The organism is Phormidium tenue FACHB-1052 (assembly GCF_014696675.1).
Classification (GTDB): Bacteria; Cyanobacteriota; Cyanobacteriia; order Phormidesmidales; family Phormidesmidaceae; genus Nodosilinea; species Nodosilinea tenuis_A.
The window spans coordinates 37,107-59,485 of sequence record NZ_JACJQN010000024.1 but is presented as its reverse complement, the minus strand read 5'-3'; the positions used below and the strand labels follow the sequence as shown (position 1 = coordinate 59,485).

Annotated in this window: 4 protein-coding genes; 3 read left to right on the top strand and 1 reads right to left on the bottom strand. The window is 46.1% G+C overall.

Translation table 11 applies throughout. The annotated features are described in order from the left end of the window. Positions 1-22: 22 nt before the first annotated feature. Positions 23-190, bottom strand: coding sequence for a hypothetical protein (locus tag H6G07_RS23900; RefSeq protein WP_171973097.1), 168 nt, complete (start codon positions 188-190; stop codon positions 23-25). A 35-nt stretch (positions 191-225) separates the two neighbouring features. On the opposite strand from H6G07_RS23900, the gene H6G07_RS23895 reads away from it, so the two are divergent. Genes H6G07_RS23895 through H6G07_RS23885 form a run of 3 tightly spaced genes read left to right on the top strand, consistent with a single transcriptional unit; the run spans position 226 to position 22,374 of the window. Further along, a complete protein-coding gene (locus H6G07_RS23895; RefSeq protein WP_073610813.1) occupies positions 226-2,709 on the top strand; it encodes a metallophosphoesterase family protein in 2,484 nt (827 codons plus the stop codon). Between the two features lie 7 nt (positions 2,710-2,716). Beyond that, the gene (locus tag H6G07_RS23890; protein ID WP_073610814.1) at positions 2,717-13,903 is read left to right on the top strand and encodes a hypothetical protein; all 11,187 of its coding nucleotides are present in this window, start codon (positions 2,717-2,719) and stop codon (positions 13,901-13,903) included. Further along, positions 13,900-22,374, top strand: coding sequence for a LysM peptidoglycan-binding domain-containing protein (locus H6G07_RS23885; protein WP_073610815.1), 8,475 nt, complete (start codon positions 13,900-13,902; stop codon positions 22,372-22,374). The genes H6G07_RS23890 and H6G07_RS23885 overlap by 4 nt, the downstream gene beginning before the upstream one ends. The last annotated feature ends 5 nt before the right edge of the window (positions 22,375-22,379 follow it).

The window sequence follows — 22,379 nt, the reverse complement described above, 5'->3', positions numbered from 1 at the left end:
GCAAAACAGTATTTCAACTCGACTAAAAGCGATCGCCTTCCCCAACATTCAACAACTCGCAGAAGACTTCACAGGTCGATCTCACATTCTCAAGAAAATAGACCACTGGCTCCAGCAAAACGACCAGCGGTGCTTCATCTTGACTGGAGAACCGGGAGTGGGGAAGAGTGCGATCATCCTTTTTACTCATGCATTCCATTCCATCAACATTGAGGAATCTTAAACGTGCCTTTTAACTCGCTGCTAAATCGTATCAATCAACTGCCCTTGGTACTGGCAGGACCGATACTGCGACGCACCGAGCCAAACTCAGTTTCCGTTTGGGTAGCATTGAAAGAAGAACAAAAAACAGTTCGCCTCAAAATTCTCGATTTGTTGCAACAAGACGTATTGGTGGGTGAAAGCCAGACAACAGCGCTTGGAACAAATCTGCATATTGTCACAGTGACCGCCAAAACTAGAGGAACAGCAGCACCAGCCAGTGGCGATGCACTCATTCCAGGTCAAACCTACCTCTACAACTTCGACTTTGGTGGTGGTCAAACTCTGCAAAGCCCCAACGTGATTGATGCATCTGGTTCCACAGAAGCGATCGCCTATCCAAAATTAGACCTGCCCTTGCCAAGTTTTGTTTTACCTCCAAGAGACCTCAAGGATCTGCATCTGCTTCATGCATCCTGTCGGAAGTCCCATGCAGAAGGGGTAGACGCTATGGCACAGATCGATGCCTTAATTCAAGCGGCTGTCGATCGCACCAACCTTACTCCGCCATCACGCCCGCAGCAACTGTTTTTGACCGGCGACCAAATTTATGCCGATGACGTAGCTGATGTGTTGTTATACCTCCTAGACGATGCAAATGCCGCCCTCCTCGGTCATCAGGAACCCTTGCCCAATACATCACCAGAGATTCTAAAGCCAGGAAAGCGCGACGAGTTAGCCCGTAACCAATGTGGTTTCACCACTGATGAAGGCATTTCCAAAAGTCATCTGTTGCGGTTAGGTGAGTTCTTCGTCATGTATCTGTTCGTTTGGTCAGATGTTTTATGGTTCCAGAACGATGCAGATATCCCCAGCTTTGAGATGGTGTATGACCAACCCACCTCTCCAACCAGATTGAAGAGTTTGCGTAACGTAACAGGCGATCGTGCTTCAACCCCGATCGAAGTTTCTTCCAAAGCTCTCGAACAATACACCAAAGAAAAAAACCAGTTGCTCACGCTAAAGTCAACCTTATCAGCAGTGCGGCGGGCATTGGCAAACATTCCTACCTACATGATTCTGGATGATCATGAAATTACAGATGACTGGTTTCTCAACCTTGCCTGGTGCGAAAGTGTTTTAGATAAACCCTTGGGTCAGCGAGTATTGTTGAATGGTTTAACTGCCTATGCCATCTTTCAAGCTTGGGGAAATACGCCTGAACAGTTTGTAGCGGGTCAACCCGGTGCTCGACTGTTGCAACTGGTTAGCGATCGTATTTTGGAAGACAAATGGACTGAAACTGATCAAGAGATTGCAACGTGCGTTAGTTTACCCACTCTAGACAGCATCAAAAATCATCCCGGTCTACCCCAGCTCTCTCATGAACCCCAGTCGCTTAGCTGGCACTACATGCTCAGCTTTCTTGACCATAACTATGAAGTTTTGGTGTTAGACTCCCGTACTTGGCGTGCCTATCCAGGCACGGCAGAAAGTTTTCCAGCTTTGATTAGTGAAGATGGCTTTAGCAAACAGCTTCCCGTTGATGATGCAACTGCGGCCAAGCTACTGCTAGTGATTACTGCGACTCCGGTTCTTGGGCTACCGCTAATTGAAGACACACAGCAACGGGAGACTCAATTAGAGAATAAATATAAGACTGATACAGAAGCCTGGAGCTTAGACAGGAAAACCTTTGAAAGATTGATCGCTAGAATTTCTACACGTCAGGGAAATCAGCAAGGTCGAGCAGTTTTGCTGTCAGGCGATGTTCACTATGGATTTGCCACTCGGTTTCAGTACTGGGCAGATAAAGTTTTCGAGCAAGATGAGCTAAGTCAAGAAGCCCAACTGGTTATGGCTCAACTTACCTCTAGCGCACTCAGAAACGAAACGAGAGAAGGCTGGTGGAGACCTAGCAAGCTATTCAGTAGTACTTATAATCTCCACTGGGCTGGAGCAGTTATTGTCCCGCTCAGCCGCAGCAGAAGTTTTGTTGCTTGGGAAAATCAGAGCGGAAATGTGGTGGGGGAAAAGGTCTTTTTCCCCGGTATAAGTGCCGATTGGCTGATTCAAGAAAGTCCAGCAGTTGAAAAGCTATCCAGCCAAGTCAATTACACCGTCAAAAATGCCAGTCAACCAGATTGGATGTATCGAATTGATTTTATTAAGGGAGATAAAGAGGCTCCTGACCCTAGCAAAATTAAACCAGTGGCAGATCCTAGTACATCAGACCGTAGTGCCTTGCTTCAGCAACACAGCATGATGGCTAGGAATCACCAAAGCTACACCCGTGACTTGGGTGCAGGTCGGCAACTGGTCGGCTTGAACAATCTGGGCGAAATCAGCTTTCTAGATGACGGTCAATTGCAAGTGAGACAAGTGTTGTATTGGTGGGAAGACGCTCGAATCAATCCAGCGACAGTATTACCGATTCGCACAACTTATCAGGTGCCTCTTGATTTTGAAAATGCTGATTATCCCAGACCAGAGATCTCCGTGGAGTGATGAACTGATGCCCAGCTTATATGCGACTGTTCTACAGCAGCTTACCTATCTAATTTCTCCCCTTGCTGCTGCCAATAGTCCTGACAGCCAAAAGCTGCTGTTTCAAACAATCGGTTGGGACTTGGAGCAGATTCCTGGCTTTTCCAGAGTGAAATTAACTCAAGTTCTCAATACTTTTGCTGAACTAAAAACTCGTATTGAAACGTTATCAACAACTTCTGAAGCAACATTAGAAGAGTTACTAACGATCGCTCAAGATAGTAGAAACTTACTGCGATCGCTCCAGGATGATTTACAGGGAATTATTGAGCCACCAAGCTTACCACCACCCCAGTTTGAGCAAATTGGTCGCGACCTGATTGCGTTATTATTCACAACCTACTTACGACAGTGGCAACCTCAACTTTATGCCGTTGCAGTTATCGCAGAGTTGATCACGTTCACTGACGCGCAAGCTGAAAGTAGTGTTGTTGTAGAGAATCGGCTGCTGCTGCGGCTTCCCCACAGTCGCCCCCAGGTAAATCTCCAGCGACTCGGACAGTTCTTCAGAAACCCCTTTGCTGAGGTAGCTCGCGTTTATCACTGCATACCATCAGAATTAGGAAGTGAGACTCAAACGACTGCAATTCGCGATCGCCTATTGCCTCGTTTAGCCGCGATCGCAGAAGAATTAAATATTGGTGCCTTACCCGGTATCGCTGAAGACGACAAGTCTATCTTTGCCGGTGCAGTTGATAACTTTGGGCTGAAGTTAGGAGAAGATCTGATCACGTTCATTATTGCTGTCAATGAGCAAAATCAAGCGATTGGAGCCACCGTTGCCGTTTCCCCTCCGACTCCTGGAAATCTCGGTGTTGTAATTGCTCCCTTCGGCCCAAATGCCAATGCTGAATTGTTGCTGAAGCAATGGTTAATCCGCTGGCAATGGACAGATACCGTAACTGCTTTTGCAATTGGTTTTCCTGGTTTAGATAGCAGCGGGCAAATCATCCCTGGCACTCCTACCTGGGTGACTGACTCATCCCCCCTGCCGCCAGAGGCAAGTGCGACTCTACAATTCATTAAACTTCCTAACGAAGAAGGGTGTGCCTTACTAATTGGCAATCCATCAGAAACACGCTTGGAAGTTCAGCAGTTTCAAGTTACAGCGAATTTTCTCCTGAAAGGTGCACCTTCAGCAGGTGAAGCACCTCAAACCTATCGCCTGATTGTGGATGCCGGAGCCACATCTCTAGTTCTGGGACAATTCTTCGCACTGAGCTGGGAACAAGCCGAGTTCAACTTCAGTGCAGGCACCAGCACCTTTGTCGTCGAAGGGCTTCGCATTGCCAGTCCAGCCTTGTTAGAATCTGCGATCGCAGGTAAGCTCCAACTCCAATTTCAACAGGGCAATCTCGATTCCAATCCAGAGAGTTCCTACTTCGATCGCAATGCGCCCAATGCTGACCTGCGCGAGCGTATTGGCATCAATAAAGCCTATCTCGATCATCAATGTTTGGTGGTGGCATGGCAGGAAGAACAGGTCAACTACTGGCTCAACCGCCTAGTGCCCAATTTCCTGGAAAAAGGCAACCGTTCAGTTTCCAATGCTCTACTCCGTATCCTATTCGATTGGTTTTCACCGAACCCAATTCAGAAAATTCGCCTTGATTGGGAAATTGCTGGGAGCGATCGCCGCTTTGATTTACCAGGATTCTCCATTCAGTTGCCGGGTACTGGACAATTCAGTCTCCTGCTAGGTGCTGGACAAGCAGGAGAAGCCCAAAACTCGTCCCGGCTGAATTCTGCCAACTTAGTGCTGACTCTAGAACCTGGGCAAGTAATAAAGTTGCAAAGTAACTTTGCTTGGCAGCGTCCGACGGGTAACGTGGTGGAGCGCGAACTTCAATCCGATCGCCCTCAAGAGGGACCTCAGACAGATCAACCTCTGTTTAGTATTGAATTAACTACTGACCGCAAAACCAGTATTTGTTTAGCTAGCTTTACAATTAACCAAGACATCTTAAACCCCAAGCTACCCACTTTTTTACGTGATCTGAAGACTCCGCTCTCAACCCTCAGCACTGCTCTAGAAGCAGCAATTAATCCCCAAGACTCAAACCAAAAACAAGAAGCAATCGCTGTCCTCCGCTCTCGAACAAACTTCAACCTGTCAGAATTTATCAATCAAAATAATTGGAGAACACTCAAACTCCGGCTAGGTCAGTTGACGTTACCGTTCCTGAATCAGCAGGGTGACGTTAAACAATTCATCAGACTTGATAGTCTCAAAGAAGTTGAGGTTCAACTTAGTAAATCAACGACCAACGACGAAATTCCACTTGAGGAAATTCCAATTCAGTTTGATGCACTTGTTCAATTTGGTGAAATAGCACTTAAAACGAGTTTTACCGCCAAGCTCAACTTAAGAACTCTCGCGCTCTCTATCAATCACGATGAGGGAATAAGACTTTATGGCGACATAGATGAGCTTGCAAAGCCACAACTCCCTCACCTCGGACTAAGTTGGAGTTTTCAGGGACGCAATAAACATCCGGATGCTGCAACCGATCCAGATTTAGCAAAAAAGGTTTATATTTTTACACTCGTCACTCAGAATTATAATTACCAGCTTCAACAAGCTCCAAATACAGAATTCACGCTTGAATACACGGCAATTAGTAAAGAGCCAATCCGTTTTAAGATTCGTGATTTTATCCTCTCTGATAAAGGTATTAGCTTGAGTGCTGAAGTCACAGATGACCCAGTGACGCTCAATAGTTTAGATACCCGTTTCCGTTTCCGAAATACTCGGTTAGAGATTAAGGAAAATCAGATTAGTGATTTCACATTGAATGGTTCTGGACCTTTACCACCAGCATTAGTGGGAGAGGCGATCGCAGACATATCACTACAATTCAAGCAAGTTGATCGGAAAAAGCTTGCCTTAGTCACGGGTAGTGCCGAACTGCAAATGAACAAGCCCTTGATTTGCCAGGGAACTCGGTTTCAATTCTCTGTAAATGCACTTGGGCTTAAGTTTGTTGATGATGGGCACTATCATCTTTACTTTACGCTCACTGGAAGCGCTCAATTTGTCCCATTACCATCTGATGATAGTAATGGTCCATTGGCACTTCTACAACTCATTCGCATCGATTTAGTAGAATGCCCCATCACCGGAAATGCCCGTGTTTTGAGTCAATACGTACAATTTCTCATCAACTTACCCAGTCCCAAAACTTTTAGTTTTCTGGGTTGCTTTGAGATGGAAGTCAAGGCGATCGGCTTCCTGCCCCAGGCAGCAGTTTTTGGGGATGATGGAGCAATGATGATTACAGGGCAGTTGCGCTTTGCTCAGGGTGTAGGCGATACTCCCAACCCTAAACCCGACTACCATACTTTGTTAATTGGTTTACCCAAGCCCAGCGACTTTAAGCCGCGCATCCACTTCAAACAACTGGCAGTTAGCCTAGACTTTGGCGCAGCCTTCAAACTTACTGGTGTGGTCAATTTCTATGATGACGACCCCAACAAAACAGGATTTGACGGCGAGGGTACACTGGCAATCCAGGGACTGCCACCCATTGCTGCGAGCTTTGCCTTTCTTCGGGTGCGCCGTGATGAAATGTCTCAATGGTTGCGAGCCTGGTTTATTTATATTGAACTGCGCCAGGTTAGCTTCCGGGTTCCTGTCGTAGAGCTGTATTTGCGCGAGATAGGGTTGGGCTTTGGATACCGGTTCACCCTGGTTAGTATCAAGGCCGCCGATCGCGAGAACGATTTACGGCGACTGATTGGCGAATTGCGTAAGCTGTCGAGAACTCAAGGCAATCTTGCTAATCGTGATCAGTGGGCAATTGATTTAGAAGAACCTGGTCAAGATCCACGCTGGACAATTGCCTTACGTGCATTAATTGCTCAAAGTTCGGCATCGGTTTCTCCACTAGAGTACGACAAGGTTAAAGAGGAGAACCTACCCTGCGCTTACCTCTTTGATGCTGTGATCGCTTTTCGCAGCGACTTAACTTTTTTCATGGCTGTAAGAGGTTGGCTAAATACCAACTATGATTCCTTCGTCAAAAACCGAGATAACTTGAAAGAGAAACCACTTTTTAGTGGTTTTGCACTCCTCTCACCCCGTCAGAAGCGTTTTCTGGCACAAGTTTCCTCGAATCCAAATGGCTACCTGGGCGATCGCCCTCGCTTACCAGACTTTATCCAAAAAGCTGTTCGTAACAGCCAGTTTGCAGCCACCCTTCTAGTTGAACCAGGGTTGATTCACTATGAGCTTGGTTGGCCCAATATGCTGCGTTGGAGCGATCGTTTAGGCCCACTGCTCATGGAAGTTCGCGGTGGGTTCATCTTCCGAATCTCGCGGCAGAACCTTGTCATCGGTAGCAGCATTCTGGCAAGAGGGCAACTTCGACTGGATGCAGAAGCCAATTTAGGATTTGTTGGTGCGCGGGTCAGTGCTGAAGTCAGTGTTGCCTTCGGTGCACGATATATCGGGGTTTTAAGGAACTATGCCCAACCCAAAAAATTAGAGACTGCGTTCTATGCTGCTGTTGGTTTAGAAGCTCGCATTGAATTAAGCATCGAATTTTGGATTCGGATTAATTTATTGTTCAAGAAAATCACTAAATCCTTTCGGCTTAGTACCACAATTGGCTTCACCGCAGGAGTTGAGTTTGGCTTAAATAATCTAGAACCTGGGTTATCTGGGTCTGGCACTTTAGCTGTATCTGCAATGGGTCATAGTCTTCAGCTAAGCGTTCGTTTTGGACTGAATGAGGGAGCGCTGCGGGAAGCGAAAGAAAAAACATCTGAGTTCCTCCAAATGGGCTTGGAAGCCACGGATGTTGAAGGGATACCTGGTGTCGATCGTCCAAGAGCATCTGTTATGTCAGCAGGTACTACAAGACGATCTGTGCCAGCAGGTCCTTCAAGTAGGGCTGTGGGAATGAGTTTGACTGGAACACCGTCAACTGTGACCACGCCTGTAACCTCAACCAGTGATTCAACAGCCAGCCCAACGAATCCCACAGAGGATGAAATGAGCTTGACTGGAATACCGTCAACTGTGACCACTCCTGCAACCTTAACCAGTAATGGTTCAACAACTAGCCCAACGAATCTCATAGAAGATGATACGACTGACACTACTGTTGTGGCTAACGATACGAGTGAAAGTGTTAAACCAAAGTTTCATGCTCCAGACTACATCACTTTTGTTCTAGAGACTCAGGCAGAGCAAAAAGAAGGGGGATTTGTCTATTTCCTACTCTTGCCTCAGGGTGAGTCAAGCAATCAGGAGTTTGCTCATGAACAAGGATTTTTGCCTGCCCCACCTAAAGAAAGTTCAAGCGAGGATTTTGATCTGACACTGCTTGAAGCAATCTCTGGCTTGGAAAAATTCCAACCATCACAAGCTCAGGTAGCTACTGAAGTTGGCACTTGGCAATCTGTGTCAACGAATCAAATAACATGGCGAGGTAATTGGGCATCTATTGTGATATCTAATTCGGAAGGAGAATCTGATGAAAAAGAAACGGTAGAACATCAAATCGCTGAGAACGGAACTCTCTCGAAAGAATCAGTAGCAGGGGATGATATTTCCCTAAAGGAATATCTCGCCTATGCATTCATTTTCAAGCAATTTGGAGATAGTACACAATCACTAGAAGCACTTGGAGATCCAGAGCTGCTGCCAAGCAGTAAATCAATTGAAGATCCACGAGTTTTTAGTCCCTCAGATAATGCCTATGAAGCTGCCGTTCGAGGTGCAATTGCACAATTTCAGGGATCGCCTTATTTCAAGCGAGATCAGCAAAATAGTGAATACGATCGCTTATTAGATAGGTCTCTTGACAGTAACACCACCATCTACTCAGAAACTGGGCAAGTTACGTCAGTAAACCAAACAAATGGACAAAGCACTCCGGAAGCTCAAAAAAATCAACAAGCACTACAACTGCGGGGAACCATTATTCAAGATATGGTTGCTGATTTAAGAGACTACGTAGCAGCCGTTGAGCAACCTGATGGTAGTCGCGACGAAGGTCAAGGAACTGAAATTATTCAGCGATCGGTTGCTTTTCAAATGGGCTTAGTCTTCCGGGTGCCCAAACAGAACGCACCAGACTGGCTGCTGAAACTGACAGACGACAGCATGACACCAACCATTCACCAGCGCTTAGGAGATCAATCACTTCAAGATTCAGAAAAACGAAACGTTCGCACTTTCAATCCGAGCATCACAAGATTCAGTGAAACTCCACCTCGATTCGAGCGAGTCCATCAATTAGTCGATACAAATACGATCGCCTTGGGGTGGAATTTAAGCTGGGACGACACACGAGTTTCAACCACCTCCAGTGCCAACGGACAAAGCTTAACTCAATGTCAAGCTGATCCAAGACACCACCTTCAGCATTATGAGGTGCGTCGCACAGCACTGAATGGATTTAGTAATGACAACCAGGATGAGATTTATACAGTCACTCCCTGCGATCTTCTACATCGTGAATCGAATCAATTGATCCATTTGCAACCTCGTTTTCAAGTTGTTGACCACTTCAATCAAGAATCAGCAGAAGAACAAGCGGCGATTCCACCAGAGGGGATATCTTATCGCTACGTTATTACTCCCGTAGACTTTAGTGGTCATCGAAGTAACAAGCCACTTGTCTTGTTTGCCACACGCTACCCAAATACACCACCGCTTGTACCGACAGACGGTGAATTAGTCATTACCTACGATGCAGAAGAGCTAAATATTAGTAATAAAATTCCAGTTTGGGGCGATCCTGGCTCTGGTCTTAGCGCAAAGGACTTACTAGCCGTTTGGCAACCCGCTAGGTGCCGGATTGAATGGTCAGATCCACCACTTCCTCAAAGGGGTCCTAAAGTACCCATCAATCAATACCGGCTGATCTTCCGGCGAGAAAATACGTTACCGATCGGCACTTATGGGTTAGACAACAAAACTCAAGGGTCTCGGCAGACGTTACTGCCAACAAGTAATGCCCGTCAGTTGTCAACTGATATTGTGGTTGAAATTGACCGTACATCGATCGAATCAATAATCATTACGAATGATGCTGGGCAAGACAAGGAAGGAAAGGGCACTGATATCAAACTCGATGATCTGAAAGATGAAAACATTTTGCCCAGGGCTGATTTATCCTGGAGACCGGAAGCATGGCGAGTTTTCTTGCAAACGGAGTCCTGGAATGGTGTGAGTTCAGCCCTTGCACCAGTACGATTACGTCTACAGTTTGAAAAGCCAAAAACGGATAAAGAAAAACGATTTTTAGAGGAGCGCCGTCCGGCAGCTCTGGAATGGATACTAAATCACCGCTTTGTGTTTCCGGTGCTGCCGCCTAAAGACCATCGCGATGAGAAGGGTGATCCAACTGATGATGGGACCATTCCTTTTCCCGGAGATACAACACGAATTGCTCGGTTTCCGATGCCGTTGCCTGAGCGATCACTCAAGTTTGAACCGGAATTATCGAATATAGGGTATAGTCCTCACCCATCAGGAACTCGGTGCCTTCGTCATCGCTGGAATATTGCTCCCAGTAGTCAGCCCAATTATCCATTGGACTTACACGCTGGCTATCAACTATTCCGACTCGATGTTGACGCTCATCCAGATTCTGTTTTTGATGATGTTGATCAGTTACCAAAAGCGATACGCCTGACTCAAGATGTTCAACTCATCCCCAATGATGAACTGTTATTAGAACCAGGCGACACCCTTAATCCTGGACAGTGGGAAGCCTGGTATCCCAGCACAATGCGCCGTCTTCGTAATCAGGAACGTCGTCAAGGAGCAAATTTAGCATTAGGTGCCTGGTCTTCCTGGCGTGAGTCCTATTTAGTATGGCCCACCTGGTTGCAATGGCAAGAAGGACAGTTTGTTAAAACAACTGAGCGGAGCGATCGCCTCCACGGGGTTCTTCAAAGGCTAATCGAGATATTCAGCAAAAACGAACAGGGGAGTGAAGAATATATTGTAGATGTTCAAGCAGTACCACCTTTACAACCTTGTAACTTTGCAGCATTTACCAGAAGTACAGCCTCTGCTTCTGATCCCTATGGCTGGGGGATCTTACAGCAATTCGGATTGTCTGTAACATTCAGTTTACGTAAAGCAGACGGCAAAGTTCTTGCAGGAGATGAACTGTTGCCACGAATTACTGAGGCATTATTACAGCTTAGAAAAGAAGCTGAGAACACCCCTGCTGCTGAAATAGCTGAGCATCTGCATATTGAGTTGCTATTTCAACCAGGTCGAAGTGTAGAACTTCAGTCTACAGGAGCAAATCCAACTGCATTGTTGGCGATCGTTCAACTCAGCCTCAGACCCTATCCTAAGCAGCGATTGCAGTACAGCACCATTATGATTCGTGGTTTTGCAGGCAGCCAAATTGATGTTGAAATTGAATTGGCAGGTCGTTGGAGCTTAATTAATCAAGCTGACTCGGCAAATGGCCAGCAGGAGTCTTCTGCGGATAAAACTAAGGTTGATTTCAAGGTAACACTGCCACCATCTGGTGTTGCCAATCTACTACTGCGGAGCGAAATTCTCTCAGGCCCCAAGGAACTTCCGAAATTTAGGATTATCAAGTTTACGTATGATCAATCAGAGAAAGCAAATGAGGCACTTACGAATTTAGCGACAGAGCCAGATCTGAATCTGTCCAATTTGCCCAGTGAATCAGTGATGACTCACAAGATTCTTGTGACGGATGCGCGTACCGCTTATTTTGCTACAAGTCCTGACAACTTGGCCAATGCTTTCTCACAACCACCTGTTCCTGATACTGAAGGGCTATCTGATACAAGCCAGCAATGGCAGCGATTCAAAAACTATATTGAATCGCTTAACAGTAATGACCCCGATCTTGACCCAAAACAATTCAAAATTGCGATCCCCACTGATGAAGCAGGGCTAAAGCAGTTCCTACAGGAGGACTTCCTGGGCTGGTCGCAACGATTCTTCGATTTTTGCGGGGACATCAATCAAACTGAAGTAACGACATTAGATAAACCCTGGGTTGCAACGGCTTATCCTAAAACTGGCTCTCCCACTTATGCTGCCCCAGATGATGGTGGACGCATTACGTATGATGAACTGATTGAAGATCGTTATGCCCATGCATATCGCTATTTTGCTCATCCTTATGGTCGCTACGATTTACTCCTAGACAGCCTACGTCAATCATTTGCACTTTTCTCTGAAGCACTATTTCCAGAACGTTCGTTACCAATACCAAAGGTTGGAGGTTTAGATATTGTTTTACATCGAACTGAGCCGATCTCCATGCCTCTGGTACTGTCCTCCAGGCGGTTAGATCCTGTTGTGCCAGAAGGGCAATCCGTTGTTCCTGGTACAACCTGGGAAGTGATCATTGCACGCCATTTAGAACAATCTCTCAGTGAACGCAATCAAACCCTAGTGCGTCATCTCTCGTTCCGGCAAATCGCATTTACTCTGTTACGTCGATTCTCAGACCGAGAATTGTCTGACGATCTAGAGGAAGTCTTTGGTAAACGTCCCGTTATTCAGCCAGTTCAAACTTATCCCGAACGGGAGATTGCCATTCCGCAAGAGTACCCTGCTCGTCCGGTGGAGGTTAGGTCTACTCAGGAAGAACGCCTGAGCCTAGACTTACCTGCTCGAATTGGAGATTTTCAACAGGGTGCTGTGGTATTGCAATGGCAGGGCTTACCCTTCTACTATGAACATCGCTTACTGCTGATTGCTCAAAGCAGCACGACTGTCTCAGCAATAAACAAAATTACTCAGCGTGATTTCGAGTATCAAGCCCCCTCACCGATCGGTGCATCTCTCAGCGCAATTGACAACGATTCACTTTCTAACCTACGAACCCGACAAGTAAAATTGCCGCTGCAACGCTTGTGGGACAGTTTACCACCAGCAGCAAAAGGGCGATGGGCTGTAGAAGATCCGGCAAATGCTTCAGGTGAAGGTCGTTACTATAGCTCATTACCAGATCTAGACGTAGTTTACCAATTTGTTGAACTCTTTAGTGGCAATGTTGAAGTTCAGGGAGAAGTTTTCTGCGATCGCAAAACTCAATCATCCGCATCTGATAAATCTGATTTTCAGCATCGGCAACTTGGACAGCGTCTACTACTCAACATTACAGCTAAACAAGCTCCTACAACACCCCCGGAGGATTACTATCTCACCATTACTCTAGAGCAGGTAACAGAGCAATCCCTAAAATGCACCTACGACTTGAATCAACTCAGCAACGCTGATGCAGCACTCAAACAAAAACTCCTTAACTCAACCTTAAGCACTCTCAAAATTAAGAATGACTTGACAATCAACGAAGTTGAGAAAATTGTTGGCATTGCTAATGGAACAGCACAAGAGCAAGAACAGGATAGAAAAGCTTTACAGGCGATCGCGGCTGATTGGATGAGCGAGGCACCCATTTCTATTACTCTTCCTGATTCAGCCTTGAGTGGTTTGCCCGATCATCTTAAACAACGAGTCCAAACTATTGATGCACCAAACAGTATTCTAGTTTGGGAAGGCGGCATGACAGAAGTAGTCAGACAGCAGATTAAGGCAAGAGCTGGATCTGCATTATTGCAAAATGCCCTCAAAATGCTATCAGATATCACTCCTCCACCGCGCCCCACTCAGCAAGATTTACCCGATGCGCTTAGAGAACGTCTTGAAATCAGCTTACAAGCTCTGCGTTGGCATGGTGCGACTCCCAACAATGTTGAAAAGTTAGCACTACGCAATCTCAAAGTGGAGTCTCAAGCGCTTGATGCTAAATTTAAGGCAGCGATTGACGCTCTAATTGAGCGGGCCGGCGACAACCGGGATACTGCCGCCGTTACAGAGGTCTTGCTACCAATAATCCAACCAACTCAGCTATCTGTCACCGGCTTACTAGAAACTGCTGCTGCGGATTTACCAGATGAACTGTTAATTGCAAACGCTCTAATTCGTTTTCAGGGTTTAATGACACTAACTGATTTAGCAAGTTTACAAACGCTCTACCCAGATAAGCGCGATCGCTTGGCGCTTCGCCGCCTCTATACCACCGCCCTTAATCGAGGATTAAATGGTCGTGCATTGTACTTAAGAACCCGACGCGGTAGTGCTGCTCCTAGTCCGTTAATTCCCCTTGAACCCCTACTTATGCCATTGCCATGACTACTATTCCTGGGTTGCCTAATATTAAGATCAAAGGTCCTTTTTGGCAGGCGGATGCAAAGCTCATTCGATTGCGTGGACCGAGTGCAAGCACTGAACAGTTTGCATTCCGGAACTTACTAATCGAGAATTTTGCTCGATCAGCCATTGGTCACAACAATCTTTATCTTTCAGGCACCATAGAAGCACTGTGCTTCGTAACCCAGATGGAAATTAACTTAGGTGATGCGAACCTGAAGTGGGTGCGAGAATGGGTCGCTTATACAGTAAAAACCCGGAAAATATCGTCAGGGGAAGAGGTTGAATCGTTAGCTGACATTGCTGAGAAATTTTATGGTGATCGAGGCCAGAATAAAAAGATTTTCGATGGCAATCGAGACATTATTTCTGATAAAGATTTGATTAAGCCTGGTTGGATACTCCGAATTCCAACTACCTCTTTTCCGGATTTTCCAAAGCTGGATGCTTTAATCGAGAATCAACAAAATGGTGAATTCTCTCTACTTGTACTAGAATCTGACCCGGAAGCATGGACCGCTACGGGAGCACCTGCCTTCACCTGCACAAATGGTGAAATTCACCTGGTAAAAGGGTTAGTTCCTGATACTAATGCCCAGCAACGCCTTTATGACATTCTAGGATTACGTCAAGAACCTGACCATTTGCAAAATCGTGTCCCTCAAGTTAGCAATTTATCTCAACCTGATCAGAAGAATCTAGCTCGTTTGCTCAGTGCTGTGAGTGCAGGAAGCAGTGGATTAAACATATTTGGTTCAGTCGAGATTCCCTGGTTACAAGGCAAAGATAATCGACGGAATGTACCTTTTCAGTTTTTACCAATCTTCAGTGAAGGTCTAGAGCAGTTTACGAAAGGTCAACTTTTTCCCGATGCTCTACGCATGACGTATGAAGAAAGGTCAGAGTGGCAGGAGGCTTGGCAGATGCTCCAACAGCTGCTGTCAAACCCTGGTTCAAAGGAACCTCAGTGGGTTACTCTTGATTTGCTGAAGCTTGGGAAAAAAGATATTCCCAATATCTACTGGCATGTTGATCAACTTGACGCTGAAGTCTCGATCAAACTACAATTTCTTGCCAAGCTACTGCTAGCAGACCAGTCATTAAAGCGTAGTAGCCGATCGCCCGCTTCGTTTCTAGAAGTTGCAGTTCTAGTTGAACCTGTACGGACAGATGATGTGTTTCAACTGATTCTGTCTGCCACGAACGGTTCTCATGGTCAACACAGTCCACAGGTATGTGATCTTCGTTATAAGTTTGATAGCAATCAATCCTCTAATAAGGAAGAGCTTTCCTTAGCCGGATCAAGTACGCTCACCCTCGCCTTCAGTCCTGTAGAAGTTCCTCAACTATTGCGAGAGAAGCAGGGATTGTCAGAGCCAGTTTGGTTTAAGCGTGCTGATGACTCCAAAGCAGAGATTCCAATAGCACCTGCTGTTGTATGGGGATTTATGCCGCTGGAGAATGGGTGGGCACAGTTACCAATTCCCAATCTTAGTGAACAAATTTATATTGATACCCAACTTGCAAGAACAAGCGATCAGCAAGGTCAGACTGGTAAGCGTCCTTCAAATTTGAATCAAACATTGCTACAAGGTGCAGTTATTTTTAGCAATGAGGTCGCGGCAACTCAGACTGATCAAGATACTCACGAACAACCGTGGAGCTTTAGTCTCTTAGATGCTGCCTATGTCAACGGTTCTTGGAACTTTGAGATCTCCAATGATCTAACTGACAGTCAACTGAACCTTGACTCAGTTGAATTGACTATTGGCGCAACCAAAGCGCAATTGGATGGTTTCTTTTGGCTCGCTACAGGGCAACCGACTATCCAGGATGCTATTCCAAATCTGGAAAATTGGGTCACAGGTTTACAATCAATACCCCTACGCATTCCCCAGATCGACGATCCTTTTCCTGCTCTAATGCTCCTTCAGTTTGATCAGTTGAATTTACGCCCTCATCCTAAGCGGCAAGGTGCAACAAGTCTGGACGAATGGTCATTTACTTACAGCATCGATCGTGCAGCGTTACAAGGTTTCATTGATGCAAAGGTTCTTCCCAAAACGTCATTCAAAGCTCTGCCCCTACTGTGGTTGCACCACCCTTATCTACCCTTCATTCAATCGCTACCACTCACTCAAAATCAGTCTCCCCCAAATTATCCCAGTGCCAGCCGACAGCTAGCGCCATTTGAGCTAGAAATTGTGGAGGACGCAGGAACTTCTCTGCCTGCACCCTCCTGGCAATTTGGAAGTGAAGGCGCATCTCAGTGGTGCAAATTAACTGACAGTAGTACCGCATTAAAGCCAAGCAACGAGTGGAAAAACCTCAATGACCTACCACTAGTATCTTTGTCGCTCCCTGGACTGATTCTTGATCCAAATCGAGAGCATTCTACTGCTTTCACAAGCCTCCTCCCAGAGCTGTTTCTACAGTTTCGATTTGATCTACCTTACACTGACGAAATCAATGCTCTGGCACAGCTACCTAAACTTAAATTAGATAAACCTCAAGCAGGGACTTTATCCTTCATTGGTCAGCCAGCTACAGACTATGAAACTGTACCACTGTCTCGTGATACTTCTTTAGAACACTGGCAGCAATTGGCTAATCAGGCAAGTCTCGCCGCCGCAGATGCTGTAACGGCTTTACGCCAGAACAATGGTTCAGTTACTGTTCAAAATTTGGTACAACCCTACAAGTGGATAGTCACACCAGAATTTAAGCTAGAGTCATATCCCGGCTCTTTCACATTGATGGAAGGCAGTGGCTCAGCAGCACTTGAGTTAAAAGAAGATCGATCCCTTGGAGGCATCACTGGTAGCTTTCAGCCTGATGCAAACCGTAATTTGCAATATCGTGGTGAAGACACCTCTGATCCCTCTTTGCTACGGCTGATTGCAGGTAGCTTACTGGCTTTTGGGGACGAACAGGGACAACTTGATCAACGTGGATTGTATCGGCAACCAACACAGGTTTCTGAGGGAGCAAAGTTGGTGACAACCAATTTGCAGTTGATTCAGAAAGAAATAGCTGAGGATGCTAACTTTATATCAACGACCCTGAAAACTCCTTTAAAACTGCGAACAATCGCAGAAGTTGACGACTGGTCGCTTTGGTTCCGTGATCTACCTTTTAAGCTTAAAGAATCTTCCAACGGGTCTTCAGTCAGTGAACCAATTTACTACTTTGATTGGACTTTTACCCGTCCTGATGTAGAAGATAGCGATTTTCACCACATCTTTTCTCAAGAAGATGAAGCAGATACTAATGATCCCTTAGCGCTCAGTCGCGAACGCAATTACCTAAATGGTTATGAGTGGCGTCTATGGCAGCGAGATGGACGACCACTTGATCTCTGTGGATTAGAATTCTATCCTCTGACGTTGTGGTCGGCGAAACGGGATCTTCAGCAAATTCAGGAAGTTCAGATTCTAGGCAGACTACAACTGCCTTTAGCAATACCATCTGAACAGGAACACATTCCCAGTTATGTCAAGGTGACGTTTAAGTTGGCAGATGGGAGCGATCGCCTTGATCTGCACGCTGCCGAGGCATTTCCGAGTGATACAGAGCAAGTGTGGAATCTTGACTCAGAGTCCAATTCTAATGGGGGTGTTCCCCAGTTGATTTGGAGGCAGGTTCGCTTTGATCAGAGTAATCAGCAACTTATCTTTTCTAACCTCGCATTGCGTTTCTCTTTATTTGGAGTGAGTGGTAAGGTTAGCGAACCAGATGAGGGTGAGCTATTATTCCCCTTCAATTCTCCAAATTCAACTCAAACTTTGACGTTTCAGGTAACGCAGTCTGGTTCACTTGCTCTTCAAGCTCTCCGGATAACATTACAACCTCCTGACTATAGGGTGTCTGCCCATTTGTCTGTCCGATTGGGGCGGCAATCTGCCTCTGCATTCGCAGCAACCCTTAAAGTGCCAATCTTGAATGAATCAACAGAGAATCTCTGGCTTGAGGGAACTTTATTTAGTGCATTGTCCCTCACATCAATAGACAAACCCAGTCTGGTTGAAGTTGGCACAAAAAGCCTTCAGTTTCAATGGCAAGACTGTACTCCGCTTATTAGCGGAATGCAGCCGCCGCAAGTTTTACCAGGAATGAGCCTTGATACCACTCAGGCTTCCGGTTACTGTGTAATTGCGTTTGATGTAGTCGGTGGTGTTGATCAGATTCCACAATTTCAAGTTTCAGCAGCAAGCTTAGAGCTATTGTTGCCCTGTAAGTGGGGCGAGTTTTTGCAGTCTAGCTTATCTCCCTCTGATCCCAAGCAAATATTTGCATCTTCAGCAGGAGATTTGATAGTAGGTTATGTCGGCGAAGGTACTACTGGGTCTAATCGTGCAGAACTAAGTTGGAAGGAATCACTTTTATTCAATGGCTTTCTGGAGGTTAGAAATCTGATTTCTTGGGCGTTATCCCTAAAATCTGACGAACCCGAATTCAGTTTAGTAGTGCCTGCAATAACTTCCCAATCTCCAAATCCAAATCCCCAACTGAACCATACTCGCCACAGTATTCGTATCCTATTGAATCAGCATCAGTTGATTCCTCAGATTCCGCTAAGCGGAACCGATGCCATCCTATTTGATATTCATTCTGACCGTCCCTGGCAATTTCTAGCTGTTGTAGAGCATCAGCTAGTTGATGTCATGCTTCAAGATGAACAACCAGAATTACCGTTAAGCAATGAGCGACGCTGGACGGCTGTTCAAGAAGTGCGATTATGTACGCCTCAAGGCTTTAAGGCTTTTCTTGAATCACACAACAATCAGAAGATGTTGGATCCCTCAAACGGAGTAATTGATATTTCATCTGCTACCGATGGCTATCTGGGAACTCCTATTCGATCGCGGCTTACGGACTCAGAGTTAGACCAGCTAGGGACAACACTCTTAGTAGAAGCGAGTGCCCCTCATTGGCTGCGTCTAGCGAGTATTCCTCAACGCGAATCTGTAACGCTACAGTTTTTGCCTGATGGATGCCAGATGGGCATTCTCAGTGACCCTGATGATTTTGGTGTCTCTGATCCGGTTTCGCCAGACTGGTTACTTATCATCACCCCATTTTTTGGTCGATTACAGCAATCGCCCGCTGATGGTTTAGAGACTCAAGCGGCTCAAGGACAAAGTCTCTTGCAAATCGATCCAATTCTGACGCTGTTGCGATCGCGATCGCAAAACAGGCCGCTACCAGAACTTTCCTTAGGATTGACACATTGGGCTGCTGGTGAGGAGCCACAACGGATAAGCTTTTCTGGTTTTGATACCCTCGCTTGCAGTCGCTGGTCTCGTTTAGATCCGCTTTCACTCCGCGAGAGTTGGTTTCGGTTACAAAATCCGTTGAGTGATTCTGCATCTCAACTCCTCAGTAATGAAAAGCGATCTAATCCACCCCTTCAAAGTGTAACGGCTTCCTTGGTTGACTCTCCCGGTCGTAGTAGTCGTCCTTCATCGCTCAAGCAAGCCTTCGATCCGCGTCGCACGCTGGTGCCACAATCTGCTTCCGCTGATGTAGATGTAGACTCTTCGTTGTTGGTGTGGCGTTCCGATCGCCTGCTAACACTACAGTCTAGTAATACTTTGCAATTAAGTGATATTCCCTATGGTTGGGCTGTTATAGGGTTGCTACTCCGGCAAGCATTTGAGGCTGTAGAAGATAAAACCAATTTCTACTTTAGTGCAGCAACCGCTATTCCGGCGCAACTTAAGGTTGAAGATAAACTTAAGGTTAAAGATAAACTTAATCCTGTGCCTGTGAGTTTAGCAGTTAGCCCCTATTTAAGTTTGGCGTTTCAACCCGCCGGCCTGAGACGCGAACTCAAGCTCATTACCGCAGAGTTAGTCTGCTTTGATCTTGCCACTGGCAGTCTCAAATACGTAACAACCTACACTTGGGAATTGCAAAAACAACAAGTCTCTCGAACAGAAAGCGATCGGTTCAATTTACAGGATGATACCGGACAAGGTTCAGCACAATCGATATTGCCGGGTGTCATTATCAAAGCGACAAGCGCCAATCAGACATCAGGCTCTCAAGCTCCAGTCATTCAAGATGAAACGGTCGTTGAGGTCAAACGGCAACAAATTGATACGGTTGGTATTAATTACGAGATTAGGACAGAAGGACAGCTTCTTTACTCAGTGTGGGAGAGAAGCGATCGTTTTGACATATACCAGGCAGAAGAAACGATCACACAACAAATCGAGCGATGGGCAAAAGAAACCTATGCCCTACTTTGTCCGGAGTCACCAATTGCAGTTCTGCGACTGCGACGGCTGAATGAGGAAATTAGCCTTGCTGATGCTGACACCAGCATAATAACTCCACTAACGACGGCTCCATTAACGACTACCTACGCCTTTAAGGTCTTAGGGGAACTAGAGTCAAAGTTTGCACTAAAACGACAAATGTTTGCACTGCGGGCTGAACCGACCCAGCTTCGATTTCGTGACGGGCAGTATAATGCTCAAGCGATCGTTTCTGATGCGTTACACAATTTTGAACTGGCTCCTCCACAAATCTGTGGGGTTCAACCAGTTTATTCTCAATCCAAGCCACAGCCTATTCCTTGGGGATTAAGTGCCCTTCGCATTGCTGTCCGTTATACCGAAGCAGAGGCGGCTGTAATTGGGGCTACTCCTGCTGACAATTCCTTAGTTCCTTCAGTTCTATGGTGGCAGGCGGTGCAGCAATCGGTTCAATTTCGTCCGAATGCGGCTGGTTTACCTCCTTCATTCCGTGCCCCGGCAATTAAGAGTTTACTGCCAGTGCTGCCTGATTTGCCGTTGCCAGATCAGTCAGCTCTAGAAACTGCGCTTCAAGATTCCACTGAAAATCCCTCCAGAACAACAAGTCAACCTGGAGAAAACCTATGGCAGCCAATTCTACCTGGCTCTTTTGCCATGCTGCTGTTAGGTAGTAGAGCTGGGGTTTTTCTAGCAATGCGTAGTCAACTTCTGCGCCAAAGCTTTCTAGACAACCGCACAAACATTCTGACTTCTGGCAGTCTGCCAGTGCAGCATCGGGTGCCCAGACCTGTTGTTTTACCTCCTAACGACGATCGGGATCAAGCATTGCGAACGTGGGCTAGTTACTTTGAACCAACAAAGGATTTGTCAATTGAGCCTGCTCCATTCGCCACTGCATTCATCGCTGCGACTTCTACCCAAGTAGCTTTAGGTTTAAGAGTGGTATTAACCCATGAATTTGGCGCAATTCCGGTTGATTGGGATGGAACACTGACGTTTGAACTTCAAGCCCAATCAGATTCTCAGCCGAGCGTATCAGGTTGGAATATCCGTAACTTAGTTTTGAGTGATGGCGCAACGCAGTTTTTCTACAGCCAGATTGAACCTGGTCAAGTCCCTGAGCAAAATTCTAAGGTTCAGTTCAAATTACCAGACGATAGAGTAGAGAAGGAAGACTTGCGACGCTTTCTAAGCCGTCCAGTTGGCTTATCCTTTACTGCCACGATACGAGTTTACCCACCTGGAAGCCCTCTGGATGAGTCTGGTTTTTACCAGAGCTTGACATTCTTGCTACGGTTAAGCGATCGCCGTCGCCAACCTCTACCCTTGCAACCGAGATTTATTTGCTTTGAAGATCCGGAGTATAACCGCCGCCTTAGTTCATCTACGGCTCGTGCTAGCACCTTAGTGGAAGTTGAGAAAACGGTAGGAGGAGGCGAGAAGTCTCCTGAGCCACATACGCTGATTCTAGCGGCTGATCGTAAGGCTTATAACCCAGATGGAGTTATGGCACTGATGTGTTACTCAGAACCTCGCGATGAAGATTTAGAAGCAACCACTACGGATGAACCTTCACTCCCATTAACAGCCGAGTTAAGTTTCAGCAAGCTAGATAAGAATGGCAACAAAGTGCCTCTAATAGAACCAGTTCGCCTGAAAGTGAAGCAATTACTACAATTGCAACTCTCGCAGTTTGTGATGCGCTCGTCTGAGGATCAATCCTCCTCAATCCCTTCTCAACTTATTCCAGGGGATAAATTGTTGATCAAACTGAGCTTAAAAAAATCAGAATATGTCCTTGACAATAAGAAAATTTTTGTGCCCGAAAAGATACTTGTTTTAACCGTGGATGTTGTAGCAGAGCCTGTTATTCCTTTGCCGCAAGCTGCTTATGCATTGCTGAAGAAACATACTCTCAACGAGAAACCAGTGGTGGAGTGTGCGCGTTTTGCATGGGGGGCAGCACCTACGATCGTTGATCTAGTGCAACCTGACGATTTGCGGACGGAAATTGTTCGCCGACGAGCACTCTTTCAATGGACTGACACAGTGCGAGTAAAGTCCAAACGAGAAAATCCCGACCATGAGGAAAAGCCCGACCATGACTATAACTATGGCATCCAAAAGATTACTCAATCCGGATCAACCCATTGGATTGATGAATGGATTGATCAGGGTCAGTCTACTTAATTCTC

What these genes read in the sequence shown, in the direction of transcription:
- H6G07_RS23885 (WP_073610815.1), top strand. Translation starts at nt 13,900, where the DNA reads ATGACTACTATTCCTGGGTTGCCTAATATTAAGATCAAAGGTCCTTTT.
- H6G07_RS23890 (WP_073610814.1), top strand. Translation starts at nt 2,717, where the DNA reads ATGCCCAGCTTATATGCGACTGTTCTACAGCAGCTTACCTATCTAATT.
- H6G07_RS23900 (WP_171973097.1), bottom strand. Translation starts at nt 190, where the DNA reads ATGAGTAAAAAGGATGATCGCACTCTTCCCCACTCCCGGTTCTCCAGT.